The organism is Polaribacter sp. SA4-12 (assembly GCF_002163675.1).
GTDB lineage: Bacteria > Bacteroidota > Bacteroidia > Flavobacteriales > Flavobacteriaceae > Polaribacter.
The window spans coordinates 825,324-851,812 of sequence record NZ_CP019334.1; the positions used below are offsets into that span (position 1 = coordinate 825,324).

The 26,489-nt window shown below is 28.4% G+C and carries 25 protein-coding genes; 12 read left to right on the top strand and 13 right to left on the bottom strand.

The genetic code is table 11. The features are described 5' to 3' along the window. Positions 1-47: 47 nt before the first annotated feature. The 3 genes from BTO07_RS03740 (at position 48) to BTO07_RS03750 (ending at position 2,963) form a co-directional block, all read left to right on the top strand. Complete coding sequence (locus tag BTO07_RS03740; protein ID WP_087519955.1) at positions 48-845, top strand: TrmH family RNA methyltransferase; 798 nt, start codon at positions 48-50, stop codon at positions 843-845. A 3-nt stretch (positions 846-848) separates the two neighbouring features. After that, positions 849-1,598, top strand: coding sequence for a polyphosphate--glucose phosphotransferase (gene ppgK, locus BTO07_RS03745; RefSeq protein WP_087519956.1), 750 nt, complete (start codon positions 849-851; stop codon positions 1,596-1,598). Positions 1,599-1,730: 132 nt separating this feature from the next. Beyond that, on the top strand, positions 1,731-2,963 hold the full coding sequence (locus tag BTO07_RS03750) for a M48 family metallopeptidase (RefSeq protein WP_087519957.1): 1,233 nt from the start codon (positions 1,731-1,733) through the stop codon (positions 2,961-2,963). A 2-nt stretch (positions 2,964-2,965) separates the two neighbouring features. Here BTO07_RS03750 and BTO07_RS03755 read toward each other — a convergent pair whose 3' ends face one another. Next, positions 2,966-3,442, bottom strand: a complete 477-nt coding sequence (locus tag BTO07_RS03755) for a hypothetical protein (RefSeq protein ID WP_087519958.1) — start codon at positions 3,440-3,442, stop codon at positions 2,966-2,968. 110 nt (positions 3,443-3,552) lie between these two features. On the opposite strand from BTO07_RS03755, the gene BTO07_RS03760 reads away from it, so the two are divergent. The 3 genes from BTO07_RS03760 to BTO07_RS03770 all read left to right on the top strand — a co-directional run bounded on the left by BTO07_RS03760 (position 3,553) and on the right by BTO07_RS03770 (position 7,612). Next, on the top strand, positions 3,553-5,772 hold the full coding sequence (locus BTO07_RS03760; protein WP_087519959.1) for a RelA/SpoT family protein: 2,220 nt from the start codon (positions 3,553-3,555) through the stop codon (positions 5,770-5,772). A 74-nt stretch (positions 5,773-5,846) separates the two neighbouring features. Then, positions 5,847-6,296 (top strand): Fur family transcriptional regulator, encoded by a 450-nt coding sequence (locus BTO07_RS03765; protein ID WP_087519960.1) that lies wholly within the window; start codon positions 5,847-5,849, stop codon positions 6,294-6,296. Between the two features lie 44 nt (positions 6,297-6,340). Continuing rightward, the gene (locus BTO07_RS03770; RefSeq protein ID WP_087519961.1) at positions 6,341-7,612 is read left to right on the top strand and encodes an adenylosuccinate synthase; all 1,272 of its coding nucleotides are present in this window, start codon (positions 6,341-6,343) and stop codon (positions 7,610-7,612) included. A 76-nt stretch (positions 7,613-7,688) separates the two neighbouring features. Here the strand turns inward: BTO07_RS03770 and BTO07_RS03775 are convergent, their stop codons facing one another. The 10 genes from BTO07_RS03775 to BTO07_RS03820 form a co-directional block, all read right to left on the bottom strand. Further along, the gene (locus tag BTO07_RS03775; RefSeq protein ID WP_087519962.1) at positions 7,689-9,491 is read right to left on the bottom strand and encodes a hypothetical protein; all 1,803 of its coding nucleotides are present in this window, start codon (positions 9,489-9,491) and stop codon (positions 7,689-7,691) included. A 346-nt stretch (positions 9,492-9,837) separates the two neighbouring features. Continuing rightward, on the bottom strand, positions 9,838-10,560 hold the full coding sequence (gene ric / locus BTO07_RS03780) for an iron-sulfur cluster repair di-iron protein (RefSeq protein WP_087519963.1): 723 nt from the start codon (positions 10,558-10,560) through the stop codon (positions 9,838-9,840). A 165-nt stretch (positions 10,561-10,725) separates the two neighbouring features. Next, entirely contained in the window at positions 10,726-11,508 is a 783-nt protein-coding gene (locus BTO07_RS03785) for an ABC transporter permease (RefSeq protein WP_087519964.1), read from the bottom strand. Further along, on the bottom strand, positions 11,501-12,208 hold the full coding sequence (locus BTO07_RS03790; RefSeq protein WP_087519965.1) for an ABC transporter ATP-binding protein: 708 nt from the start codon (positions 12,206-12,208) through the stop codon (positions 11,501-11,503). The genes BTO07_RS03785 and BTO07_RS03790 overlap by 8 nt, the downstream gene beginning before the upstream one ends. Position 12,209: 1 nt before the next feature. Further along, positions 12,210-13,457: a nitrous oxide reductase family maturation protein NosD gene (locus BTO07_RS03795; protein WP_087519966.1), complete on the bottom strand. Its 1,248-nt coding sequence runs from the start codon at positions 13,455-13,457 to the stop codon at positions 12,210-12,212. Beyond that, entirely contained in the window at positions 13,454-13,891 is a 438-nt protein-coding gene (locus BTO07_RS03800; protein ID WP_087519967.1) for a nitrous oxide reductase accessory protein NosL, read from the bottom strand. Before BTO07_RS03800 ends, BTO07_RS03795 begins: the two co-directional genes overlap by 4 nt. Positions 13,892-13,948: 57 nt before the next feature. Further along, positions 13,949-14,536 carry a hypothetical protein gene (locus BTO07_RS03805; RefSeq protein ID WP_087519968.1) on the bottom strand — a complete coding sequence of 196 codons (588 nt, stop codon included), beginning with the start codon at positions 14,534-14,536 and terminating at the stop codon, positions 13,949-13,951. Positions 14,537-14,670: 134 nt separating this feature from the next. Beyond that, the gene (gene nosZ / locus BTO07_RS03810) at positions 14,671-16,656 is read right to left on the bottom strand and encodes a Sec-dependent nitrous-oxide reductase (RefSeq protein WP_087519969.1); all 1,986 of its coding nucleotides are present in this window, start codon (positions 16,654-16,656) and stop codon (positions 14,671-14,673) included. 21 nt (positions 16,657-16,677) lie between these two features. Beyond that, complete coding sequence (locus tag BTO07_RS03815; RefSeq protein ID WP_087519970.1) at positions 16,678-17,148, bottom strand: c-type cytochrome; 471 nt, start codon at positions 17,146-17,148, stop codon at positions 16,678-16,680. 20 nt (positions 17,149-17,168) lie between these two features. After that, positions 17,169-17,750: a fasciclin domain-containing protein gene (locus BTO07_RS03820; protein WP_087519971.1), complete on the bottom strand. Its 582-nt coding sequence runs from the start codon at positions 17,748-17,750 to the stop codon at positions 17,169-17,171. Positions 17,751-17,896: 146 nt separating this feature from the next. Here BTO07_RS03820 and BTO07_RS03825 point away from each other — a divergent pair, with 146 nt between their 5' ends. Both BTO07_RS03825 and BTO07_RS03830 read left to right on the top strand, forming a co-directional pair. Beyond that, positions 17,897-18,334 (top strand): RrF2 family transcriptional regulator, encoded by a 438-nt coding sequence (locus BTO07_RS03825; RefSeq protein ID WP_087519972.1) that lies wholly within the window; start codon positions 17,897-17,899, stop codon positions 18,332-18,334. Positions 18,335-18,337: 3 nt separating this feature from the next. Next, positions 18,338-19,558, top strand: a complete 1,221-nt coding sequence (locus BTO07_RS03830) for a hypothetical protein (protein ID WP_087519973.1) — start codon at positions 18,338-18,340, stop codon at positions 19,556-19,558. Here the strand turns inward: BTO07_RS03830 and BTO07_RS03835 are convergent. Then, entirely contained in the window at positions 19,527-20,963 is a 1,437-nt protein-coding gene (locus tag BTO07_RS03835; protein WP_087519974.1) for a pyridoxal phosphate-dependent decarboxylase family protein, read from the bottom strand. The two genes, BTO07_RS03830 and BTO07_RS03835, sit on opposite strands and share 32 nt — an antisense overlap. 284 nt (positions 20,964-21,247) lie before the next feature. Here BTO07_RS03835 and ric (BTO07_RS03840) point away from each other — a divergent pair, with 284 nt between their 5' ends. From ric (BTO07_RS03840) to BTO07_RS03855, 4 genes are all read left to right on the top strand, one after another. Beyond that, the gene (ric, locus tag BTO07_RS03840; RefSeq protein ID WP_087519975.1) at positions 21,248-21,970 is read left to right on the top strand and encodes an iron-sulfur cluster repair di-iron protein; all 723 of its coding nucleotides are present in this window, start codon (positions 21,248-21,250) and stop codon (positions 21,968-21,970) included. Between the two features lie 82 nt (positions 21,971-22,052). Next, positions 22,053-23,687, top strand: a complete 1,635-nt coding sequence (locus tag BTO07_RS03845) for an OstA-like protein (RefSeq protein WP_232457083.1) — start codon at positions 22,053-22,055, stop codon at positions 23,685-23,687. A 2-nt stretch (positions 23,688-23,689) separates the two neighbouring features. After that, positions 23,690-24,871: an aspartate aminotransferase family protein gene (locus BTO07_RS03850; RefSeq protein ID WP_087519976.1), complete on the top strand. Its 1,182-nt coding sequence runs from the start codon at positions 23,690-23,692 to the stop codon at positions 24,869-24,871. Positions 24,872-25,058: 187 nt separating this feature from the next. Further along, positions 25,059-25,403 carry a hypothetical protein gene (locus BTO07_RS03855; protein ID WP_087519977.1) on the top strand — a complete coding sequence of 115 codons (345 nt, stop codon included), beginning with the start codon at positions 25,059-25,061 and terminating at the stop codon, positions 25,401-25,403. A gap of 154 nt (positions 25,404-25,557) precedes the next feature. Here the strand turns inward: BTO07_RS03855 and BTO07_RS03860 are convergent, their stop codons facing one another. Continuing rightward, positions 25,558-26,442 (bottom strand): anti-sigma factor, encoded by an 885-nt coding sequence (locus BTO07_RS03860; RefSeq protein WP_087519978.1) that lies wholly within the window; start codon positions 26,440-26,442, stop codon positions 25,558-25,560. Positions 26,443-26,489 lie beyond the last annotated feature (47 nt).

Sequence of the window (26,489 nt, forward strand, 5' to 3'; positions counted from 1 at the left end):
AAATATTAAATTCGTAAAATACCTACAAATAAGTATATTTGCTTCAGATGAAAGAAATTACAAGTATTCAAAATTCGTATGTTAAAAACTTGCTTAAACTGCAAGAAAAGGCAAGAGAAAGAAAAAAACAAGGTTTGTTTATTATTGAAGGAAAACGCGAAATTAGTTTAGCTATTTCTTCTAAATATGAGTTTGATACAATTCTGTTTTATCCTGATTTAATCTCAGAAGATGAAGTTTTACACCTTTTTAATGCAAATGTAAATAGAATAGAAATATCTAAAGAAGTGTATTATAAATTAGCTTACAGAGGTTCTACAGAAGGCATTATTGCTATTACAAAAGCAAAAGAATTCTCTCTAGAAGATATTCAATTTAAATCTAAAGAACCACTAATCTTAGTAGCTGAAGGTGTTGAAAAACCAGGTAATATTGGTGCTTTATTAAGAACTGCAGATGCTGCAAATGTAGATGCTGTTTTTATAGCAAATCCTAAAAGTGATTTGTACAATTCAAATATTATTAGATCTAGTGTTGGTTGTGTTTTTACAAATCAAATTGCTACAGGAACTTCCGAAGAAATAATTGCTTTTTTACAAAAAAAGAATATTAAAATATATGCTGCCACTTTGCAAAATTCTAATGAATATCACCAAGAAAATTATACAGAAGGTTCGGCTATCGTTGTTGGTACAGAAGCTACTGGTTTAACTGAAGTTTGGAGAGAAGCTGCAACCCAAAACGTAAATATCCCCATGCAAGGACAAATAGATTCTATGAATGTTTCTGTTTCTGCTGCTATTATTTTGTTTGAAGCAAAAAGACAAAGAAAATTTAAAATATAAAGAATGAAAGTATTAGGAATTGACATTGGAGGGTCAGGAATTAAAGCTGCAATTGTAAACACAAAAAACGGACAATTACTTTCTGAAAGGCATAGAATTGACACTCCAAAACCAGCAACTCCAAAAGCGGTAGCAAAAGTTGTAAAAGAAATGGTAAATCATTTTGATTGGAAAGGTACTGTTGGTTGTTGTTTTCCTACAATTATTGTTGATGGACAATGTAAACATCATGGTAATTTAAGTGAAGAATGGGTAGGCGTAAAAGTAGATAAACTCTTTAAAAAGGAATGTGATGGAAATCGTTTTTATGTTAGTAATGATGCAGATTTAGCTGGAGTAGCAGAAATAAGTTTAGGTGCTGGTAAAGGTGTAAAAGGAAAAATTTTTGTTATTACTTTAGGTACAGGAATAGGGTCAGGACTTTTTTATAACGGTAAACTAATTCCGAATGTAGAACTAGGTAGAATTTACCATACAAATGGAGAGATTATAGAAAGTTTTGCTGCAGATTCTGCTAGAAAAAGAGAAAACTTATCATTAGAAGAATGGGCAAAAAGAGTAGATATATTCTTAAATCATGTTAAAACATTACATACTCCTAAATTATTTATTATAGGTGGAGGAATCAGTAAAAAGTTTGATAAATTTAAAGAATATTTAACTGTAGATGTTACTGTAGAACCTGCAAAATTCGGAAATAATGCAGGTATTATTGGGGCTGCAATTTTTGCTGGTAAAAAGCGTAAGAAATAAACAAAAGAAAAAGAGTATTAAAATAATTTAGTTTGTTTCTAAACCTAAATTTCGATAAATTAGCTAACTATGTTTATGAAACATTTAAACGTTGAATAAACATGATAACGTTGGCGAAACCTCTAAAAATAAATGAACCCAACAATTCTATTCTACATAATTATCGCAATTTTAATCATCAATTTTATTGTTGATAAAATTTTAGACACATTAAACGAAAAACATTTTGATGATGAAATACCTGAGAAACTAAAGGATGTTTACGATGCAGATGAATACAAAAAATCTCAAGCCTACAAAAAAACAAGCGCAAAATTTTCGAATATAACATCATTTGTAACAACCATTTTAACGTTGATTTTCTTTTTAGCTGATGGATTTAAATACTTAGATAATTTTGCAAGAACGTATACTGATAATCCTATTCTAGTCGCTTTAATTTTCTTTGGAGTAATTATTTTGGGTTCAGAAATTGTGTCTACTCCTCTCTCCTATTACAGCACATTTGTAATAGAAGAAAAATTTGGTTTTAATAAATCAACAAAAAAAATATTTTGGTTAGATAAAATTAAAGGATTGTTTATAAGTGTTTTATTAGGTCTTGGAATTTTATCATTAGTTATTTGGTTTTATCAATTAACAGGTAAAAATTTCTGGATTTATGCTTGGATATCCGTTGCTGTATTTTCTTTATTCATCAATATGTTTCATGCAAAATTGATTGTTCCTTTGTTTAATAAACAGAGTCCTTTAGAAGATGGAGAATTAAAATCTGCTATAGAAAAATATGCAAAAAATGTTGGTTTTACAATCAACAATATTTTTGTGATTGATGGTTCTAAACGTTCTACAAAAGCAAATGCGTATTTCTCTGGCTTTGGTTCTCAGAAAAGAATTACTCTATATGATACATTAATAAATGATTTAGATACTGATGAAATTGTAGCTGTTTTAGCACACGAAGTTGGTCATTATAAAAGAAAACATATTATTTTTAATCTAATTTCATCAATCTTACTTACAGGATTAACACTGTTTATTTTATCATTATTCGTTAATTCGCCTGTTTTATCAGAAGCTTTAGGTGTTTCTATACCCAGTTTTCATATTGGTTTAATTGCTTTTGGAATTTTATATTCACCAATTTCTGAAGTTACTGGGTTGTTTATGAATTATATGTCTAGAAAATTCGAATATCAAGCAGATAATTATGCTAAAGAAACTTTTGAAGGAAAAGCCTTGATAACATCACTTAAAAACTTATCTAAAAATAGTTTGAGTAATTTAACTCCTCATCCAGCCTATGTTTTCGCCCATTATTCACATCCAACTTTGTTGGAAAGAATTAAGAACTTAGAAAAATAATTTTAATTTTTATCAATTACAGATTGTACTGCTTTTTCTAACATAACTTTGTAGTTACCATCTTCAGTAGCTTCAACTAAAGTAGTTATCATAATAACAGATTCATTATCATATTTAATACAATAATTTCTATTTATAAAATCTGTATCGTCTTTATTTATAGGTCCTTCAATAAAAAAAACTTTTTTACCAGAAATTTCCTTTTCTGCTTTTTTATTGAACTTTTTTTCTGTAAAAAATTTCAACATTTTTACTTTTTGATTCTTATAAGAATCTACAACAAATGCCGATAAAAACAGAACTTTAGGTTCTCCAGACATATACGTATTATCACTTACTTTAGAAAAAACAGTAGCATCGATATCTACTTTAACTTCTTTTACGGTGTGATTAAGATGAGCATCAATTTCTTTAGAGTGTTGAGATTGAATACTGCTACTAATTAAAAGTAATACAAATACTAAATACGCTTTTTTCATCTCACAAAATTAATGAAAAATATCTCTAATTTAGAATCTTAATTTCTTGTTTCTTAAAATTCTTATTCCTAATTTCACTTTATGTTTAAAACTTAATCTGAAAAACACATTTGGAATATACAGCAACCATAGAAGAAGAGAATAAAGAAATAGCAAATCGTTACAAAGATTTACTAAAAGGAACTTATGAGGTTTTATCAAAAGAAGATAAAGAACTTATAAGAAAAGCTTTTGATATTGCTGTAGATGCACATTCTAAACAGCGAAGAAAAAGTGGTGAACCTTATATTTATCATCCAATTGCAGTTGCAAAAATTGTTGCTTATGAAATTGGTTTAGATGCGGTTTCTATTGCATCTGCCCTATTGCATGATGTTGTTGAAGATACAGAATATACCACAGACGATATGGAACGTCTTTTTGGTAAAACTATTGCAAGAATTGTAAACGGATTGACTAAAATATCTCGTTTAAATAAAGAGCAAGATGCTTCTATACAAGCAGAAAATTTTAGAAAAATGCTCTTAACATTAAATGATGATGTTCGAGTTATATTGATAAAAATTGCAGATAGGCTTCATAATATGCAAACTATGGATTCTATGCCCGCTCACAAACAGGTTAAAATTGCTTCAGAAACTTTATATATTTATGCGCCTTTAGCACATCGTTTAGGTTTATATAATATTAAAACTGAATTAGAAGATTTAGGCTTAAAATATACAGAACCGGAGGCTTATAACGGTATTTTAAATAAAATAAAAAAGAGTAAAGAAGATCAACAAAATTATTTAGACCGATTTGAAGAAACTTTAAAGGCAGGTTTAGATAAAGAGAACTTTGATTATGAAATAAAAGGACGTTTTAAATCCATTTATTCGATTCGTAAAAAAATGATCAGTCAAAATGTAACTTTTGATGAAGTTTATGATAAATATGCAATTAGAATTATTTACAATCCTAATTCTAATGATGACAAGTTTGATGCTTGGAAAATTTATACCATTGTTACAGATTATTTTAAACCAAACCCAACTCGTTTAAGAGATTGGATTTCTCAACCTAAATCTACCGGTTATGAAGCCTTACACATTACTGTTGTCGGTCCAGATTCTCAATGGGTAGAAGTACAAATTCGTTCTAGTAGAATGAATGAAATTGCAGAAAAAGGATATGCTGCACATTTTAAATATAAACAAGGAGAAGGTAAAGACAATGGTTTAGAAGGTTGGTTAAATAAATTAAAAGAAACTTTAGAAACTCAGAATTTAAATGCGGTAGATTTTGTAGAAAATTTTAAGTTAAATTTATATTCAAAAGAGATTTATGTTTTTACCCCAAAAGGGGATTTAAAATCGCTTCCAAAAAACGCAACTGCTTTAGATTTTGCATTTTCTATTCATACAGATGTTGGCTTAAAATGTAGAGGCGCAAAAGTTAATGGAAAATTAATGCCATTAAGCCATCAACTAAAAAGTGGAGACCAAATAGAAGTAATTACAACTACTTCTAACAAACCAAATTCTAGATGGTTAGATTTTGTAATTACAGCAAGAGCTAAAGCAAAAATTAGAGCTGCTTTAAATGAAGAAGAAAAGGAAATTGCAGAAGAAGGAAAGGCTGTTTTAATGCGAAAACTCCGTCATTTAAAAATTGCTTTTAACGATAAGACTACAAATGAATTAGTCAACTATTTTAAATTAAGAACTAGTTTTGATTTATTTTTTAGATTTGGTAATGGAGCAATAGACAATACACAATTAAAAGCTTTTGTATCTCAACGAAATAGTAAAATTTTTAACTTCTTTAAAACAAAATTAAGAAGAAATACAGCAGAAAAAGAACATCCGGAAGCAACTGAAATTACTGAAAAATATGATGCCTTAGTTTTTGGTAAGGATGAACAAAAATTAGATTATAAACTTTCTAAATGTTGTAATCCAATTCCTGGAGATAAAGTTTTTGGCTTTTTAACGATTAATGAAGGTATAAAAGTTCATAAAATGAACTGCCCGAATGCTATTTCTTTACAATCTAACTATGCATATAGAGTTATGCAAGCAAAATGGATTGACTCTACTAAACAAGATTTTAAAGTGATTTTAGAAATCTCAGGAGTTGACAATCAAGGAATGGCAAATGATGTAACTCGTATTATTTCTAATAATATGGGCGTTTTTATTAACAGTATTAATATCAAAGGACACGAAGGTGTATTTGATGGTAAAATCTCTTTAAGTGTTAAGAACAGCTCGCAGTTAGACAAGTTGATAAAAAACCTACTTAAAATAGAAGGAATCAAAAAAGTAGAACGTGTTAATACTTTGTAAATATCATTTGATTAAAAGTATTCTTTTATTCAGAAATAACTGTAAATTTGTTTTTTTGTAAAAATCATTCATAAATGAGTAATTCTCTTGAAAATCAAGAAATAGTAAAAAAAGTTTTCACTACATATTTAGGGGAAAATAAACATAGAAAAACGCCAGAACGTTATGCTATTCTTCAAGAAATATATGTAGCTGATGAGCATTTTGACATAGAATCTCTCTATATCAAAATGAAAAATAAAAACTATCGTGTTAGTAGAGCTACACTCTATAATACAATAGATTTACTTTTAGATTGCGGTTTAGTTAGAAAACATCAATTTGATGGACAATCTATGGCACGTTATGAAAAAAGTTATTTTGATAAAAATCATGACCACGTAATTTTTACTGATTCTGGAGAAGTAAAAGAATTTTGTGATCCACGAATTCAAATCATCAAAAAAACCATAGAAGAAGTTTTTGATATTGACATACATAATCATTCACTTTATTTTTATGGAACAAAAAAGAACAAATCTTAATTAACAACAATACAACAAAAAACAACTAATTAACAACAACTATAATGGCTGTAGATTTATTACTAGGATTACAATGGGGAGATGAAGGTAAAGGTAAAATAGTAGACGTACTTACCAAAAACTATGATATCATTGCTCGTTTTCAAGGTGGCCCAAATGCAGGACACACTTTAATTTTTGATGGACGTAAACACGTTTTACATACAATTCCGTCTGGAATTTTCCATAAAACAGCTTTAAATGTAGTTGGAAATGGTGTTGTAATTGACCCTGTTATTTTTCAGAAAGAATTAGAAAATCTTGATCAACATGATATAGATTATACTTCTAAATTATTAATTTCTAGAAAAGCGCACTTAATCTTACCAACACATAGATTATTAGATGCTGCTTCAGAAACTTCTAAAGGAAAAGCTAAAATTGGTTCTACATTAAAAGGAATTGGTCCAACTTATATGGACAAGACTGGTAGAAACGGAATGAGAGTTGGAGATTTAGAATTAGAAAACTGGAAAGAAAAATATGATGCTTTAACAGCAAAACATATTAAAATGTTAGAATTCTTTGATGTTCAGGTTGAATATGATTTAAAAGAATTAGAAGCAGAATTTTGTAGAGGAATTGACAAATTAAGAACTTTAGCTTTTATTGATAGTGAAGAGTTTTTAAACCAAGCAATAAAAGATAAAAAAACAATTTTAGCAGAAGGAGCTCAAGGTTCTTTATTAGATATTGACTTTGGTACATATCCTTTTGTAACATCTTCTAATACTACAGCAGCAGGTGCTTGTACAGGTTTAGGAGTTGCTCCAAATAGAATTGGTGAAGTTTTTGGAATCTTTAAAGCATACACAACTCGAGTTGGTTCTGGTCCTTTTCCTACTGAATTATTTGATAAAGATGGTGAAGATATGGCTAGAATTGGTCATGAATTTGGAGCAACAACTGGAAGAGCAAGACGTTGTGGTTGGTTAGATCTAGTAGCATTAAAATATGCTGTAGATGTAAACGGAGTTACACAATTAATGATGATGAAGGGTGATGTTTTATCTGGATTTGATACTTTAAAAGTTTGTACTTCTTACAACTATAAAGGAGAAGAAATTAGCCATTTACCTTATAACATTGAACCAGAAAACGTTTCTGTAAACTATACCGAATTTAAAGGATGGGAAGATGATTTAACACAAATGACTTCTGCAGATCAATTACCACAAAATTTACTAGACTATGTTGCTTTTATTGAAAAAGAAACTGGAGTTCCTGTATCTATTGTATCTGTTGGTCCGGATAGAAAACAAACAATTACGAGATAATTCTCAATAATTAATAAATTAAAAAGCATCTTTCAAAATGAAAGATGCTTTTTTTATGCTTAATAATTTCTATATTTTACTTAAGATTTTCAATCTCAACACCTATTAAAACTAATTTGTTTTGTTCTGCCTGAAGTGCATTTAAAAGAGCTTCTTTATGTTCTACAAAAAATTGCTTCTGTGTAGTAAATATTTCATTATAATAACGAATTCCTTCTTCTAAATTCTTTTTAAACTTCGTTAAAGATCTCAATTGTTTTTTATCAATAGTAGCCTTAACATCATCTACTTTATCTTGTAAATGAGTAATATAAAGAGATAATTCTTTAATAAACACATTAGGTCTATCATTTCTAGTTAACATATTACCTCTACCATAAATGTGATCTGTAATTCCACGTAAACTCATTATTTTATCATAATAAGCCATATTAGGACCAGGACAGACTGAAACCCCATCTCCTGTTTTCTTTGTACTTACATTATTTAAAAGCAATGTAGAAGTACCTAAACCAACACAAATACAAGATTTTTCGGTAACCTTATTTACTTTTTTCTCTTTTTCTTCAGAAGAGATTTCTAAAGCATCTATTTCTTTTAATTTTAAATGCTGATATTCTCTAGAAGCAGTACATAAACCTGTTTCTTTAAATTCATGATTTAATGCTATAAATTTATTCGGACAAGAAGTACCTGGTCTTCCTTTATCTATTAACTCTTGTCTGTGAATATCTTTTGTGTTTCCTCTAAGTGTATTAAAAGGAACTCCTAAAGGAGAGCTATCACTTAAATACAAATCTTTCTCTTTAGAATTTGATAATAATTCCATTGTTTTTTCATCAACACTTGTTGCTTCTGGAACTAATAAAAAAGGACTTCCCCAACCTACTGAATCTAATTGGTATTCTTCCATTAAGAAAGTATGTTCTTCATCTGTACCTACCCCACCTTGAGTTGTAATTTTCAACTCTAAATCGTTTATAGGTAAAACTTTGTCAGCTTCTTTTAAAGCCGCTATCAATAACTCTTGAGTTTGGCTTTTTAAAACTTCTTTATTCTCTTTAAACTCCTTTAAAACAGGTCCCATTAAAAATCCTTCAGTAGCGAAAGCGTGACCTCCACAATTTAATCCAGATTCAATTCTGTATTCTGAAACCCATAATCCTTTTTTAGCCAAAAATTTTCCTTGGATAAATGCAGATCTGTAATCAGATACTTTTAAAATAATTTTCTTTTTAATGTTTCCATTTGCATCAGGAAAAAAATCTTTAAAATTACTCATATAAGAGTATAATCTTGGATTCATACCTGCAGAAAGTACTAAAGAAGAAGATAGCTTACTTTCAGAAAAACCTCTTAACGCTGCATGAGCATCGTTATATTCTATTGGTAGTAATTCTTTATTAAGGTAATTTCCTTTATCAATCTTGGTCATAATATTGACGTCAATACTACCCATTGATAAATTTTTATTTGCCCAATCTTTAATTTTAGAAAAGTCTACACCATCTTCAGTAAGCTTTGTAAACTCTTTCTTTAAAGAAGAATATTCAGGTAACATATGAATATAATCTTTTAATGCTTTACTTTTTTCTGATGTTATATTCTTTAGTTGGTTAAATTTTTCTTCTGTTTGGTCATGTAATAAATTCAAGTAAGAAGTAATTCTCTTTGCTCTAAAATCATCAACTTTATCTGAAATTTCTTTATACGGAATTTCAAATTTATCGCTATAAACTTTTCGCATTTTTTCTACTAAAATATCGTCTACTAAAGAAATAACAGAGTCGATACCAAATTGAGCTACTTTTAAAGGTGAATCTATTGTAAATCCTATTCCCATAACAGGAATGTGAAATGAATGTGCCTTTTTTGCCATTTAATATAAATGTTTAATTAATTTTAATTAAGCTCGCAATATATTCTTAAAACATTTTATAAAATATGATTATTATCATTAAAGAATGAGCAGAAAAGTAAAAAAATAACTAAACTATATGCATAAAAAATGCTTTTTTAATACATATAAAACAACAAATGAGATTTTTTTATGCTAGTATTTAATAGAAAACGATAATATTAATGAATTTGATAAATTATAGAAGTATTGTTTAATACAATAAAGAGAATTATTTATCTAACTAATTGATTGATTGACAACAAAAAGAGCGTTAAAAATAAATTAACGCTCTTTTTCTAAATTTTAGTGGGAAATACTACACTATTTATTGATTATTTTTTTTCTCTAATAAAATTGCTTTCGGAAATAAAATATTATTTTCTAAATGTATGTGTTGGTGTAAATCTTGTTCAAACTCTTCTAACTTTGCATACAAAGCTTTAAAAGTATTACAAGCTGATTCTGGGGGAGTAAAATTATTAGATAATTTTTTAATTTCTTTCATAATATCTCCTGCATTTTCATGCTCTTCTTCCATCATTCTAATCGGATTATTTACCGTACCAAAATGTTGTTTCGCTGCTTTCTCTCCAATTGAATCTGCTTTAAGTAGTTCTTTTATAAAAGGAAATAAAACTTGTTCCTCTTTTTTAAGGTGAGATGATAATTCATTAGCAACATCAATAAAAAGTCTATTGATTTCTACAACCTCAGTATAATGATGGCCATGAACTTTTGCTACTCTTGCTGCATATTGTAAAATTAAAGGAATACTTTCTGTAACATACGTATGATGAATGTTTACAATATGATCTACTAAGAAATCTAGTTTCCAGTTATCATAATTATAAGCATTAGAAACAGGATTGTTAATATTAGCTAATTCATTTAATATTTCTTCTAAAGGAAGATCCTTCTTTTCACATGCTCTTTTAATAGAAATTCCACCTCCACAGCAAAAATCTATTCCATTTTTTTTAAAAACATCTGCAGTTTTTATGTTGTTTGTTACAATTTCTGCTACTGTATTGTTTTCTGTAATATTCATAATTTAATCTTATTGTTGCTATTATTTTATTCACTCTTACTTTAATAAATCTAAAAAAAATATTTTTCAGAATCTATTTAATTTTAATAAAAGACAAAAAGGTCTTTTAATCGACACAAAAGTACATTAGCAAATAATATTAAATTATGATAATTATCAGAAAAATTAAAAGTCTTTCTTTTTTGCTTTAGAAATGATTCTCAAAGTTGGTATAACAGTCCATAAAATCAAAACAGAAGATGACAATATCATACCTAGGTTTGTACCAAAAAACTGTTGAAAAACAGCACCTGTATATCCTAAAAGAGCTGAGATATCTAATTTTAATAAAATTAAAATTCTAGATAAATCAATTGGGTTAAACATAGTAGCAAATAAAGAAAATTGGTCTAATGGATATTCTTGAAAAACAATTAATGAAATTAAAAATAATCCATCATAGATAACCGCTAAAAACAACCATAATAAAATAGCATAACCAAATCCTTTAATTTTATTTTCGTTTGATAAAGCGATGTTAAACGCTAAAGCGACAAAAATAAAGGTTAGAAAAGCACCTACAAAGAGTAAGGAAATAAAGTCAAAAATTGCAGTAGATTGTGTAACTCCATATGCTAAAAAAGGAATTCCTAATCCTAAAACCAAACTTAATGAAAGTGATAAAGAAACACCGATATATTGTCCTAAAAAAATAGTACTTCTTTTTAAAGGTTGTGCTAATAAAAGTTCGGTAAATTCTCGTGAATTATAATAATACATAATTCCAAAAATGGTACCAATTAAAGGTGTTAACACCACAATAATATTCATCAAAGTAATAACTGCTTTAGAAGTATCATTATTTAAAAACAATAATGAAAAACCAATAACTAAATAGAAAACAAAGTATACATAACTCCATCTACTTCTTAATAAATCGTAAAAACTATATTTTAATATTTTAAGCATAATCTTTAGATAAAATAGTGGCTATTGCGTGTTCTAAATCCGTTTGATTTGTTTGTTCTTTTAGCGTCTCAATCTTTCCTTTAAAATGGATTTTCCCATCTAAAAGAAATACAATTTCATCAGACATTTCTTCTACAAAACTCATAATGTGAGACGTTATCAAAATCGTTTTTCCTTTTTGTTTTTCTGATTGAATAATTTCTTTTAATCGTATTAACGAAACAGGATCTAAACCTGTTGTAGGTTCGTCTAAAATAATCAACTCACTGTCAAACATAAAAGTTAGTACTAGGTTTACTTTTTGTTTTGTTCCACCAGATAAGTTGCTTAATTTTTTCTTTAAAAAAGGTTGCAAATCAAAAAGCTCTATTAATTCTAAATCATTCGCTTTTTTTGTTCTGATATCTTTAATCATCTGAATTAATTCAGACACTGAAAGATTACCAGGAAAGTTTGCTATTTGAGGTAAATAATTTACATTATTACGATACTCATGTTTTTTTAAAATCTCTTCTCCACCAATATTTATAGTTCCTTCTTCTGGGATTACCATCCCTAAAATACTTTTTATCAATGTTGTTTTTCCTGAGCCATTAGGACCAAGTACAGCAAAAATACCGCCTTTATTTATGTTGAGATTTAAACCATCTAAGACAGTTAGTTTCCCAAATTTTTTATGTAGATTTTGTATTTTAATCATCTTAATCTAAGGAATTTATTGCTTTCATTAAAGGTTTTTGATCTAGTAAATTATCTGGTGTAAATATTGGAGAAACTTTTTCTGAAAAGTTAATAATATCTACAAATAGACTTCTTAATAAAACTAAGGTTTCTGGTGTTTTGTTTACCACATAAGAAAATAGTTTTACAGGTCTATGCGCTACATCACCAATACCATCTTTATTTAAATCGTAACCAGAATATTCACTCCAATAATTAGCCTCGAATTTGTTATCATTTAATCGACTATTGTATGATAAATCGAAAGCATTACTTTGAAAGTTATTGTATTCAAAAATATTAGCATAACAACCACCTGTAAATTTTAACGCCCATCCATTACGAATAAAATGGTTGTTTTTGTAATTAATTCGGTTACAACCATCAATATTTATTGCAATTGTATTTTGTTCAAAAATATTGTCGTTTATCTCTGCATCATTAATTTCTTTTAATAATAAGCCATAAGATGCTGTTCCCCAATTGTAGTGAAATGTATTAAAATACATTTTTATATGTTTAGAAAACATAACAGCAACACCAGCTCCATTTTCTCTAAACTCATTGTGATGATATTCATTATAATGAGAAAACATAAAGTGTAATCCGTATCTAATATTATTTTTACTAGTATTATTAGATACATAACTATTATTTACAAACTCTAAATAAATACCATCTCTCATACCAGAAACAGTATTATTTTCAATTCTCATATTCTTACTTTTCCAAACATGAACACCATTACCAGAGCTTGATTCATTTTTTGCATTTCCACTAATTATATTATCTTTTATGAGTCCGTATTTTACTCTTTGAAGAATTATTCCGTAAAAAACATTATCAAAAATATTATCTTTTATGGTAAAATTTTTAGAATATGAAATAAAAACACCAGCTACTTCTTTGATATAGCTCATGCCTATATTCTTAATTTTAAAACCAGATAAACTAAAGTTATCAGCTTTAATAGCTATTACACTATCTGTTTTATTTTCGGCATCTATAACTGGGTAATCTTCACCAATTAAATGTATACTTTTATCAATAAATAATTTAGACTCTTTATAGATCCCTTTTTTTACAAGAATTGTATCTCCATCTTTTGCAAGTTTAATTGCATCTTTAATGGATTTTACTTTACAAGAACTGCAAACATCTATTCTAGAAGTTTGTGCATTTCCTGTAAAACTGTAAATTAGAAAAAGTAATAATACTCCTATTCTCATTTAGAAAAATGTTGCTTTAGTGAATTCCAAGTGTAGAGTTTCCCTCCATGTTTTTCTAGATATTCATCTGCTATTTTTTTATCAAAAAAAGCTGATAAATTTGCTCCCATTGGACTTTTTATTTTTTTACTTATTAAATAAGTTGCTTTTTTGGCATCCACTAATTTCCCTGGAGTTATGTAATCTGCAACTAATATAAATGCTAAGTCTCGTTCGTTATTTTCTTGGTTAATTTTCATAGTTAAACACTCTACAGCATCAAACATATATGCTTTCCCTTTTTTAGTAACATATTGTGCAGAATGTGTTTTATCTACCACAGTCATATCACAATGAAAACAATGATCATCACCATATTTAATAACTTTAGGCTCTACAGAACAAGAAATAAATATGAAAAACATTAATATTAAAAGACTTATTATTTTTTTCATGTTTTGAATATATGAAAAACGAGCAAGTAAATGCTCGTTCTTATTAAAAACTTACTTTTAGTTACTTGCTTCTTTTTTACCTAAAAAGAAAGCTATAAATGTCATAAACATACCAACAAACATAAAATATGCTCCTACTAAAGGATAGGAATGTGCTGTAAAGTTTAGAATATCTTTTGTACCAAACAAAGGTGGTTGAAAGCCCATTACAGAGCCATCAGGGTTTTTAAAATTCATGATTGCTTTAGGATCTAGATTATGTCCATAATCATATTCCCACAAGTAAAAATCATACATTCCTGCAATTCCTAAGATCGACATCAGAACAAACCAACCTAAAAACCATTTATAATTTGCTTTAAAACCGATAAACATTCCTAAAAAAGCCATAACTCCAATTACAATAGGGAATATTTTAAATTCTGGTATTGTATCTGGAATATACTGCATTCCAACATAATGATTCATTAAGTTGATATTTTTAATATCAAACTCATGTGTGTCTTGAAATTTTGTAATGTAAATATCCATTCCTAATGGAATAGGATATTGTGGAGCTTCTAATGTAATATTCCAAAGAGGAAAAATAAATAAGCCCAATAGTAGAAAAGAACCTACCATCATTAATAATCTTGATTTTTTCATTTTTTAATATTTAACTTGATGTAATAAAACCTTGTTAATAAAAAACTATATGTAAAACAATTAAATCTTCTATTAAAAAAAACGGACAATCATTAAATAATTGCCCGCTTTCTTACTCTCAAACAAAAATCGTTTTATTCTTCTTCGTCTTCTCCAGGAACATCTCCATCTAAAGTATAAGATATTTTAATATCAGAACTTTTTGGAGAAACTCTAATGTAACCTTGCATTTCTTGGTGTAATGCAGAACAGAAATCTGTACAGTAAAATGGCCATACTCCTACTTGTTTAGGTTCCCAAGTAAAAGTTGCTGTTCTACCTGGCATAATTAAAAGCTCAGATGTATTTGCACCAATCATTGAGATACCATGAGGTACATCATAATCTTGCTCTAAGTTTGTAACATGGAAAAACACTTTATCTCCAACTTTTACACCTTCTATATTATCTGGTGAAAAATGAGAACGAATCATTGACATTTTAATATGTACTTCGTTTCCTTTTCTTACAACGTTTGTTTCACCTTCATTTGTTACAGCATAATGGTGTTTGTTTTCATTTAATTTGTAAATCTTTTTAGATTTAGGAGCTATTTTTTCTGCTGCAATACCTGCTGCATAATGTGGCTCACCAATAGTAGGGAAATCTAGAAGTAATTCCATTTTTTCTCCACTAATATCAAATAATTGTGCTGATTGACATACTTCAGGACCTGTAGGTAAATATCTATCCTTAGTAATTTTATTCATTGCAACCATATACTTATCATCTGGTGTTCTAGAGTTTCCTCCAGGAATCATTAAGTGACCAACAGAATAGTAAACAGGATGTCTGTCAATTACTTTTAAGTCTTTTATGTTCCATTTTACAACTTCAGAAGAGATAAAGAATGTAGTATATCCATTTCCTCTTGTATCAAACTCTGTATGTAATGGACCTAAACCTGGTTGATCTAAAGTACCATAGTTTACTGCATCAAATTTAATAATTGGAATTCCATATGCTTCTCCGTCAAATGCTTTATCCTCAATTGCTTTTTGCATTTTAGTAAATGAGTGAACTGTCATTGCAGCTGCTAATTTACCATTACCAATAATGTATTCTCCTGTTGGATCTACATCACAACCATGAGGTGATTTTGCTGTTGGTAAAAAGTAAATTGCACCAGGAACATCTTTAGGTTCTACAACTAAAACTTCTTTTTGCATTACGTGTGTTGCAGTGTGTGTTTCGTCACTCCAAGTATTATGTGCATATTTCGCTGGCATTTTTTTCCCACCACCATTATTCACATATTCTTCAATTTTTTTCCAGTTTATCGCTGCAATAAAATCTTTATCATTTTGAGATGCATTTACTTCCATTAAAGTATTTGCTTCCTCAGTATTATAAGTTGAGAAGAAAAACCATCCATGAGATTTTCCACGACCAGGGTGAGATAAATCATAATTGAAACCAGGCATTTTAATTTGGAATTTAATTTCCATATTTCCATGATCTGGATCTATACTTAAGAATGATAATGCTCCACTAAAATTCCCTTTCATATCACTAATAGACATGTCTCTCTGTGGAAATGGTACCGCAAAACGAGTTCCTGCAACAACATACTCAGAGTTTTCAGTAACAAAAGAAGAGCTGTGATTTCCTGCTGAATTAGGAATCTCAATAATTTCTTCCGTTTCGAAAGTTTCTAAACTAATTCTAGCAATACGAGGTGTATTATTTTCGTTGATAAATACCCAACGACCATCTACACTACCATTAGTTTGCGAAATATCTGGGTGATGCGAATCTCCCCAAGGCACAAAACCATGTGATGTTTGTAACATTGGTTTTGTTTCTTCACTATATCCATACGCTTTTTCTGGATCTTGTGAAAAAACTGGTATTACTCTAAATAATCTACCAGAAGGTAAACCATAAACAGCTAATTGTCCACTAAATCCACCAGATACAAAAGCGTAGTGTGAATCATGTTCTCCTGGAGCAACATATACTTTTTCTGCTGCATTTCCAGAAACAGCTCCTTTATTACTTTTTTTCGAAGGCCCACCACAACTTACTAAAAAAGCAGCTGCAATAGTTAATGAAAAAATTGATTTTAAAATTGTTTTCATATTTATAGTTTAGTTGATTTATTAATTTTTTGTTCTAAAATATTCTAAAATTGCTCTTGCATCCTCTTCAGATAATTGTTGATTAGCCATTGGTGCATTGTATTCTGCAATTAAAGCTTTTGCAACAGGATCTTTTGCAAGCATTTCTTCCGTATTTAAGATTAAGTTCATAATCCATTCTGGTGAACGTCTTTCAGTAACTCCTTTTAAACCAGGTCCAATGTATTTTTTACTAAATTTATGACAAGCAGTACAATTTGTTTTGTAAATAGCTTTTCCTTTAGTAACTAATGCATCGTTAATTGCTTCTAGTTTTAAAGTTTTTATAGGTCCAATTCCTTTATTGTCTAAAGATGCTTTTTTAGTATCAACTTTTTTAACAACCTCTTTTTTTACTGGTGCTTTACTGTATGAAGGTCCTTTCTTTTCTTTCCCTCCACAATTAATAAATAATGCAACTAACATTATTAATAATACGTTTTGTAATTTCATCTTTTGATTGATTATAATTATTATTTATCACTTGGCACCAATACATCTCCAATTACATGTACCCAACCATTACTAACTTTTACTGTCTTCAATATTTCAGTTCCTCCAACAAATATTTTACCCTCTTTGTTCTCTACAACTAAGTACTTTCCTGATGCCATATATAACTTACGCCCTTTTTTAGCTTCTTTTTTTAATTGCTTTAAGTGGTAGTTAGCTGGAGCAACATGGTTTTTTAAAATAAAACCTAAATTTGTCTTATTCTCTGGCTTTAAAAGTGTCGCAACTGTTCCTTCAGGAAGTTTATCAAAAGCACTATTTACAGGAGCAAAAACAGTTAATGGACCAGCATTTACAAGAGCATCCTCTACTCCTGCAGCTTTTATAGCAACTACTAATGTTTTAAAATCATCTAAAGATTTTGCAACTTGTAATGCGTTAGGATCAGAATCTTCATCTATAACAGAAGACTGTCCTTTAGAAATTATTTCTTTTTTTTGTACTTCACTTTCTTTTTTTACTTCTTTTTTCTCTTTATTTTGACAACTTGTAAGCAACAAGCTTGCAATAAAAATTAAACATACCGTTTTTAAAAGCCTCATATTCTTTAGTTTAAGTTAGTTATTTCACAATAAAATACTAAATAGTCTTTTATTGTTACAAATTTATGTTACTTTTAAAGTATGAATTATGATAATTATCATATAAAAAGACACATTTGTCCTTTTATTTTGTCAAAAAAGAAATTATGTTATCGAAAGCAAGTAAATATGCAATTACAGCAGTATTGCATTTAGCAAATAAAGCTTCTAAAGAAAATAAACTAGGTTCAAAACAATTAGCAGAACTACTAAATATACCTGCCCCCTTTTTGGCAAAAACGTTACAAGAATTAACAAAAAAGGGCATAATATCTTCTATAAAAGGTCCACATGGTGGTTTTTACCTTTCTAAAGAAAATGAAAAAAAGTCACTATATAATATTATAGATTGTTTAGATGATATTGAAAAATTTAATCAATGTTATTTAGGGCAACCAGATTGTAGTGATGATAAACCATGTGTTGTTCATCATCTGTATAAACCTTTTAAGAAAGAATTGATAAAAAAACTAGAGGAAAAAACAATTTTAGAAATGGCTAATGAATATGCGAATAATGATAATTCGTCTGAATTTTATAATTAATAAATGATAAAAGCAAAAACACAAAGTTTAATAGCGCTCGCTTACTTTTTAATTGCTTCTTCATTAGGTATTGTTCTTCGACTTTTCCCTACAGCAAACATCAATGCAAATTATAAATTTATTGTACACACCCACTCTCATATTGCACTTTTAGGATGGGTTTATATAGGTTTAACGACTTTAATTTTTCATTTATTTATAAAAGACGAAGCTAAAAAAAGGTATTCAAAAATATTTTTAGTTACTCAAATCACCATTATTGGAATGCTTATAAGTTTCCCTATTACTGGTTATGCTTTGTTTTCTATTATTTTTTCTACACTTTTTATAATTTGTTCTTATTGGTTTTATGCTTTTTATAGAAAAAACAATAATTTTAATAAAAATAGCTACGCTTCAAAGTTTATAAATGCGTCCTTACTATTTATGATCCTTTCCAGTATTGGTCCTTGGGCTTTAGGAATAATAATGAATACTCTTGGCAGTACATCACATTGGTATAAAAATGCAATTTATTTCTATTTACATTTTCAATATAATGGATGGTTTATTTTTTGTTTACTTGGAATCTTTTTCAACTTTTTAGAAAAGAATGCTATTGCCATACCTAAAAAAGTGAGTTCTGATTTTTATAGGCTGATGATATTCAGTTGTATTCTAACTGTATTTTCATCCTTTTTATGGACAGAGCCTCCTTTTATTATTTACTTTTTAGCTATAATGGGCGTATTTTATCAGCTGTTTGCTTATTTAAAGTTTTATCAAATAATTAAAAAGTATAAGGCAATTATAAAAAAGAGAACCTCATTCTTTTTTTACAAAATAATAAATTTAGTTTTTATCTTTTTCTCTTTAAAAATAGCCATGCAATCTATTACTGCAATTCCTTATTTTGCAGCATTATCCTTTCAAATTAAAGGTTTTGTAATTGGATATTTACACCTTGTCTTTTTAGGAATTACAAGTCTGAGTATTTTGTTTTTCCTTCATCAAAATAAACTATTAAACGTTTCTAAAAGGTTTACGATTATCTATTTGATAGGTTTCATACTTTCAGAAATATTTATTTTTTACAAAGTTTTTTGCAATTGGCAACAGATTTCAGTAATAGATAACTATTACATTGTTTTAGTACTTATTTCTGCCCTAATGCCTATTGGAATCTTAGGAATATTTGCTTCTAATTTAAGAACTACATTTTCCACTCTAAAAAAACCTCTTTAGCAAACGCTTCACATTGACTTAAAGTGTCTTTAACATGCTTTATAGTCGTTTTTGGGTTGATTAAACACATTCTAATAACCACCTGATTTTGTAACACTGTGGTTACTAAAAGAGCTTCCTTAGACGCTACTACTCTAGAAGAAATTTCTTGATTTAATTTATCTAGTTCTTCTTCTTTTAAATTCTTACCAATAGGGTTAAATCTAAAATTTATGATTGCTAATGTTGCTGGAGAAACAATTTCCCAATTTTTACTTTTTCTAAGAATATCTTCTGTTTCTTCTGTTAAATCTATATTATAAGTAATTGCCTTTTTAAAAGCATTTAATCCATACGTTTTTATAGACATGTAGAATTTTAAAGCTCTAAATCTTCTGGTTAATTGAATACCATAATCATAAAAATTAATTTCTGATTCATTTCCTTCTATATCTCTTAAATATTCTGGTTTTTCACTAAAAGTATTACTTAACCAAGAAGCATCTTTTACCAATAAACAACCAATTTCATAAGGTTGAAAAAACCATTTATGAGGATCTACAGTTAAAGAATCTGCTCGTTCAATTCCTTGTAAAATTTTACTTCCTTTTTTTGATAAAATTGCAGCTCCTCCATAAGCGCCATCAATATGAAACCAAAGGTTTTCTTTTTCACAAATATCTGCCAAGGTATCTAAAGGATCTACAGTTCCTGTATTTGTAGTACCTGCTGAAGCGATAATACAAAAAGGTTTTTTTCCTTCTAACTTGTCTCTTGCAATTTCGTTTTTAAGTTTATTTATACTAAACTTAAACTCTAAATCTGTTGGAATTATTTTTACCTGTTCTTCTTTAAAACCGATAACTCTAATTGCCTTAATATTTGAAGAATGGGCTTGGTCTGATAAATAAATAACTGCATCAGAAAAATCAGATCCACATTTTATTCTTCTAGCAGTAACCAAAGCAGTTAAATTTGCCATAGAACCACCACTTGTAAAAATTCCTCCTCCTTTTGTTACAGGAAAATTAAACATTTTTAACAACCAGTTTAAAGTAACAATTTCTAATTCTGCTGCTGCTGGGGAAACAATCCATCCACCAGAAAATATATTAAATCCTGTTGCTAATGAATCTGCCATTGCACTAATAAAATTACTGGGTCCAGGCACAAAAGAAAAAGATTTTGGGTGCGATGATATATTACTATTTGGCAATACATTTTCTGTAACAAAATCTAAAACTTCATCTGCAGGAGATGCGTGATCTGGTGCTTCACTTAAAAAAATTGAATCCATTTCTTGACGAGAAGCCTTACTTACAGGCTTTTTACTTTCTTCATCTGCGTAATGGTCTACTATAATATCAACAATTTTATAACCATAAGATTGCATTTCTTTTTTTGATAAGTGAAAGGGCGATTTCATTAATTTGTAATTTTTCCGCAAATTACAAGAACTTAAAATGATATCGATAAAAAAAAGGATGTTTTATTATAAATAATCATTAATTATACAAAAATCTAATGAAGTTAAAGTTACTTCTTAATACTTAAAAATTCTACTAATAGTTCTTCATCATTTATCGCTTCCTTTTCCGAAAATCACATAAAATTATTAATTTTATTTAAGAAAATTCAAAATAGTGACAAAAGTCATTTTTTATACTCAAAAACTACATCACATTTGTAATAAATTCTAAGTCATATATTATGAAGGATTTATTGGATAAAAGTGTTGCTAATATCGTTTCAAAAAATATTAATACATCTTCAATATTTAGAAAGTTTAAAATTGATTTTTGTTTTCATGGTGATATGTTATTATCAAAAGCTTGTGAAGAGAAAAAAGTTGACTATAAACAAGTCGTTAAAGAATTAAATGCTATAAATGATAATGTATATTATCTAAAAGATTACAATTCTTGGAAACTAGATTTTCTTATTGATTTTTTGATAAATATTCATCATGAATATGAAGAAGAAAACATTCTATTCTTAAAAGAATATGGAGAAAAAGTTGCTAATATTTATGGTAGAGAGTATAAAGAACTGAAAGAGATTAATAATTTAATTCAAGAAGTTACAGACGATATTCTTGAACATATGAAGAACGAAGAAAGAATTCTTTTTCCTTATATAAAGAAACTTATTAACGCAAAAAATAAAAATACCCACATCGATATAAAAGATTCACCTTTAAATGATCCTATTGATTCTTTAGAAGATGATCATGAGCAAGTTGGAAAAACTTTTAAACGCATTTCTAAATTAACCAATAACTATTTTATACCAGAAGATGCTTGTGTTTCTTTTAAGATTTTATATCTTAAACTACAACAGTTTGAAGAAGAGCTACATAAACACATTCATATAGAGAATAATATTTTATTTCCGAAAGCAAAAAAATTAGAAAGGTCCTTTTCTAATCTTTAGTAAAGCATATTAAAATTAAATTTCACTTTTCTTTAATAGGTTGCTATATTCTTTTCATTATTTTTGCGACAAATACATCATTTTGAAAAGAATACTGATTCTATTTTTTCTATTTATCACTTCATTTGTTTTTTCGCAAACAAAAAAGATTAATTATGAAGCTGAAATTCAAGAAGCCGATGAAGAGAAGTACCCTGGTGCTACTATCTTAATTGGTAATGTAAAAATGACCCATGATGGAATTATTTTAACAAGTCAACAAGCATTATTCTACAAAGAAAAAAACTTCTTTAAAGCTATTGGAAAAGTTATTATAAAACAAGGAGATACAATTACACAGACAAGTAATTATACTGATTATGACGCAAATTCTAAACAAGCGTTATCTTGGGGAAATGTGGTTTTAAAAGACCCAACAATGACGTTAACTTCAGATACACTTCATTTTGATAGACTGAATCAGAAATTGTATTACAATAGTTATGCAACTATTAAAGACCCAACAAATACACTTAAAAGTAAAAACGGTAACTTCTATTTAGAAACTAAAAAATTTACAGCAACCACTAGAGTTACAGTCGTAAACCCAGAACATTATTTAGAATCTAATCATTTAGATTATTACACAAACTCTGGTCTTACGTATTTATACGGGCCAACGACAATTACAAACACTCAAAACGAAAATAAAATTTATTGCGAAAGAGGTTTTTATAATACAAAAACCGATATTTCTCATTTTGTTAAAAATGCCAAACTCTTTTTAAAAGAAAGAACTGTTGAAGGTGATAGTTTGTATTATGACAAGAGAAAAGGTTTTGCTTCTGCAACAAATAATATTCAAGTTATAGACACTGTTCAGAATTTTATAACAAAAGGAAACTATGCAGAAATCTTTGAATTAAAAGATTCACTTTTTATTATTAAAAGAGCAGTTGCTATTTCAATTGTAGAAAAAGACTCTATGTTTATTCATGGAGACACCATATTAATAACAGGTAAACCTGAAAAAAGAATTGTAAGAACATATCATAATGTAAAAATCTTTAAATCAGACTTACAAGGAAAATGTGATTCAATACATACAAACCAAGCTAATGGTTTAACTAGAATGTTTAAAAACCCTGTAATTTGGTCAGAACAAAATCAAATTACTGGAGACACAATTCATTTAATTTCTAATGTAGAAACAGAAAAATTAGATTCCTTAAAAGTATTAAACAATTCATTTATCATTACAAAAGACACAATTTCTAATAAGGATTTCAACCAGATTAGAGGTAGAAATATGTTTGGGAAATTTAAAAACAATAAACTGAATCTACTTTTAGTAAAAGGAAATGCAGAATCTGTTTATTTTAATAGAAATGAAGAAACCCAAGTTTTAGAAACTATTACAAAAGAAATTTCTAGTAATATTGAATTTACTTTAGTTAAAGGACAAATAGAAACGGTTAAGTATTTAAAAAAATCTGATGGTAATACATATCCTCCTTCAAAATTACCAGATGATGTTAGACAATTAAAAGGTTTTATTTGGCGAGAAGATGAACAACCTAAAAAGAAGGAAGATATTTTTATTAAAGATGATAAAAAGAAGGTTCCTCCAAAAAAAGGTAAAAAAGAAAATAAGACTGCTATTATTCTTGATAAAAAAAAGAAATCTAAAGTAGATCTTAAATTAATGAAGTCAGATGTTTCTCCTAAAAAGCAATAATCTTGAAAAAAGATTTTTTTAAATATCAAGCACAAACCTCTCCTTACCCACTTGCAATAGAAATTTCTAAAGCAAAAGGGAGTTATATTTATGACACTTCAGGTAAAAAATATTTAGACTTTGTTGCAGGTGTTTCTGCAAATAGTGTTGGACATAATAACGATAATGTTACAGATGCTATTAAAAATCAACTAGATTCTTATGCTCATGTAATGGTTTATGGCGAGTTTGTACAGCAACCACAAGTTGAATTGTGTAAATTATTAGCAGAAAATTCTCCAGAAAATTTAAATTCTGTTTACATCACTAATTCTGGTACAGAAGCTACAGAAGGTGCTTTAAAACTAGCTAAAAGAGTTACAAATAGGTCAGAAATTATAGCAGCAAAAAACTCTTATCATGGAAACACAATGGGTTCTATGAGCGTTTCTGGAGCTGAAAGTCAAAAATCAGCATTTAGACCTTTAATTCCTGGTACAAGATTTATCACATTTAATGATGAAACAGAACTTAGTAAAATTACTACTAAAACTGCTGCAGTAATATTAGAAACCATGCAAGGTGGCGCAGGTTTTATTGAACCTAAAAATGACTATTTATCAAAAGTAAAACAACGTTGTTTAGAAGTTGGTGCATTATTAATTTTGGATGAAATACAAACAGGAATTGGTAGAACAGGAACTTTTTGGGGGTTTGAAAACTACAATGTGATTCCTGATATTATAATTACTGGAAAAGGTTTAGGAGGCGGAATGCCTGTTGGTGCTTTTATTTCATCATTTGAAAAAATGGATTTATTAAAAGACAATCCTAAATTAGGACATATTTCTACGTTTGCAGGTCATCCTGTAATTGCTGCAGCAGGAGTTGCAACCTTAAAAGAAATTAAAGACAATAACTTAATTGCAACATCTTTAAAGAAAGAAGCACTTATTAGAAAACATTTAAAACATCCTTCAATTAAAGAAATTAGAGGAAAAGGATTAATGTTAGCTCCCATTTTAGAAACTCCAGAATTGGCTGCAAAAGTGATTCATAAATGTTTAGAAAACGGATTAATTCTATTCTTCTTATTAATTGAATTAAGAGCTTTAAGAATTACACCTCCACTTACAATTTCTGATGAAGAAATCATAAAAGGTTGCAAAATTCTTTTAAATTCTATTGATGAAATTAATGGTTAATCAGCTTTTTAATAAAGCATAAACATACTATTATTTCTTTTTTATTTTCACAAAACCTATCTATAAGGTTCAATAATTTCTTAATTTCAGTTAAATAACGTTAAGGTTATATTAAAATGGATATATACTGTAACTCATTTTAAAATTGGTCGTCTTTACTATATAATTTCAACCTAAAATACTTATTATGAAAACCTTAAAAACTATTATTACTGTTATTGCAATTAGTTTATCAACTGTTTTTTCTGTTACAGCTACAGAAAACAATCCTACAAGTACAAATAAAAAATTAAGAACAGAACTCGTCTCTTTATTAGGAAATAATATTCCTTTAGAAATAGATAAATCATATTCTGCAGAAATTTCATTTATAGTAAACAACGATAATGAAGTAATTGTTATTTCAGTAGATTCTAAAGTTTCTAGTTTTATTAAATATGCAAAAACTAGGTTAAACTATAAAAAAGTCAATACTAAAAATATTAAAAAAGGAGAAGTTTATAGAATGCCAATAAAAATTAATAAAAAATAAAAAATCCAACTTGTTGGTTAGTTGGTACCCAATATTAGTTTTATACTGTATTGGGTATTTTTTTTATACAGAAAAGAGCAATTATATAAATATAATTGCCCTTCAAATAAATCAACCATTAACATAATAGTAGATTGTATTCTTTTCTGTTAGCTTATCTTGATACACTTCCTGATAAAGTTGCTAATGGTCCTGCTCCCATAGATATTACTGAATGGTTCATTGCATCTGCTGGTACAACATGAGCTAATGGCTTTAAAGTAAAAGGTGCTGAACTGTTATCTGGACTTGGTTCTACTGAAATTACAATAGTAGCTCCTTTTAAATCTGTTGGAAAATCAACTCCTGCTGCAGAACCTGTTACATAATCTTCTCCTGGAAAACCTGGTCCATTTCCTACTGATCCTTTAAAAGGTGAAGTTGCTGCGTTATCATCAGCTGCATCAACTGCAGAAAATGTCCCTGTACTTACTGGTGTTCCGTTTAAAACAACCCAACCTTCATATTTCCATCCATCAGCTAAAGTTGGTAAACCTAAACCTGCAACTGCTGCTGCAACAGAATTATCTAAAAACCATACTCCACTTGCTTCATTTGTATCATCTGCATCTGTTGGTGTTGCTAAAATATATTTACCCCAAGAAGCACTAAAGTCTCCTACTATTCCTGTTGAAGATACACTTGCTGAACTTCCAGAAAAATCTCCTGCTAAAATTTTTGTTGCTGCTGGTGCTAAAGCTTCAGCTCCTGTTTCTCCTGCTGGTTCAATAGATAAAACAAATGTTGTTGCTGTTTGTAAATCACTAATTCCTACAGTATAAGTTTGTGGAAAAGAAACGCTTGTAAAAGTACCTGTACTTACTGGACTTCCATTTACGATTAACCATCCTTCGTAAACGAAATCTGATCCTAATTCTTCTAAACCTGTTAGATCTACTGTTAAATCTCCTGTTGTTGCTACTGTCTCGTTGTCATCACTACAAGCAACAAATAATGTTGCGATTGTAAATGCTAATGCTAAATTTAAAACTTTTTTCATCTTATTATTTTTTATGTTAATGTTGATGACAAAGTTATGAGCTTAAA

What these genes read in the sequence shown, in the direction of transcription:
- BTO07_RS03740 (WP_087519955.1), top strand. Translation starts at nt 48, where the DNA reads ATGAAAGAAATTACAAGTATTCAAAATTCGTATGTTAAAAACTTGCTT.
- ppgK (WP_087519956.1), top strand. Translation starts at nt 849, where the DNA reads ATGAAAGTATTAGGAATTGACATTGGAGGGTCAGGAATTAAAGCTGCA.
- BTO07_RS03750 (WP_087519957.1), top strand. Translation starts at nt 1,731, where the DNA reads ATGAACCCAACAATTCTATTCTACATAATTATCGCAATTTTAATCATC.
- BTO07_RS03755 (WP_087519958.1), bottom strand. Translation starts at nt 3,442, where the DNA reads ATGAAAAAAGCGTATTTAGTATTTGTATTACTTTTAATTAGTAGCAGT.
- BTO07_RS03765 (WP_087519960.1), top strand. Translation starts at nt 5,847, where the DNA reads ATGAGTAATTCTCTTGAAAATCAAGAAATAGTAAAAAAAGTTTTCACT.
- BTO07_RS03770 (WP_087519961.1), top strand. Translation starts at nt 6,341, where the DNA reads ATGGCTGTAGATTTATTACTAGGATTACAATGGGGAGATGAAGGTAAA.
- BTO07_RS03775 (WP_087519962.1), bottom strand. Translation starts at nt 9,491, where the DNA reads ATGGCAAAAAAGGCACATTCATTTCACATTCCTGTTATGGGAATAGGA.
- ric (WP_087519963.1), bottom strand. Translation starts at nt 10,560, where the DNA reads ATGAATATTACAGAAAACAATACAGTAGCAGAAATTGTAACAAACAAC.
- BTO07_RS03785 (WP_087519964.1), bottom strand. Translation starts at nt 11,508, where the DNA reads ATGCTTAAAATATTAAAATATAGTTTTTACGATTTATTAAGAAGTAGA.
- BTO07_RS03790 (WP_087519965.1), bottom strand. Translation starts at nt 12,208, where the DNA reads ATGATTAAAATACAAAATCTACATAAAAAATTTGGGAAACTAACTGTC.
- BTO07_RS03795 (WP_087519966.1), bottom strand. Translation starts at nt 13,457, where the DNA reads ATGAGAATAGGAGTATTATTACTTTTTCTAATTTACAGTTTTACAGGA.
- BTO07_RS03800 (WP_087519967.1), bottom strand. Translation starts at nt 13,891, where the DNA reads ATGAAAAAAATAATAAGTCTTTTAATATTAATGTTTTTCATATTTATT.
- BTO07_RS03805 (WP_087519968.1), bottom strand. Translation starts at nt 14,536, where the DNA reads ATGAAAAAATCAAGATTATTAATGATGGTAGGTTCTTTTCTACTATTG.
- nosZ (WP_087519969.1), bottom strand. Translation starts at nt 16,656, where the DNA reads ATGAAAACAATTTTAAAATCAATTTTTTCATTAACTATTGCAGCTGCT.
- BTO07_RS03815 (WP_087519970.1), bottom strand. Translation starts at nt 17,148, where the DNA reads ATGAAATTACAAAACGTATTATTAATAATGTTAGTTGCATTATTTATT.
- BTO07_RS03820 (WP_087519971.1), bottom strand. Translation starts at nt 17,750, where the DNA reads ATGAGGCTTTTAAAAACGGTATGTTTAATTTTTATTGCAAGCTTGTTG.
- BTO07_RS03825 (WP_087519972.1), top strand. Translation starts at nt 17,897, where the DNA reads ATGTTATCGAAAGCAAGTAAATATGCAATTACAGCAGTATTGCATTTA.
- BTO07_RS03830 (WP_087519973.1), top strand. Translation starts at nt 18,338, where the DNA reads ATGATAAAAGCAAAAACACAAAGTTTAATAGCGCTCGCTTACTTTTTA.
- BTO07_RS03835 (WP_087519974.1), bottom strand. Translation starts at nt 20,963, where the DNA reads ATGAAATCGCCCTTTCACTTATCAAAAAAAGAAATGCAATCTTATGGT.
- ric (WP_087519975.1), top strand. Translation starts at nt 21,248, where the DNA reads ATGAAGGATTTATTGGATAAAAGTGTTGCTAATATCGTTTCAAAAAAT.
- BTO07_RS03855 (WP_087519977.1), top strand. Translation starts at nt 25,059, where the DNA reads ATGAAAACCTTAAAAACTATTATTACTGTTATTGCAATTAGTTTATCA.
- BTO07_RS03860 (WP_087519978.1), bottom strand. Translation starts at nt 26,442, where the DNA reads ATGAAAAAAGTTTTAAATTTAGCATTAGCATTTACAATCGCAACATTA.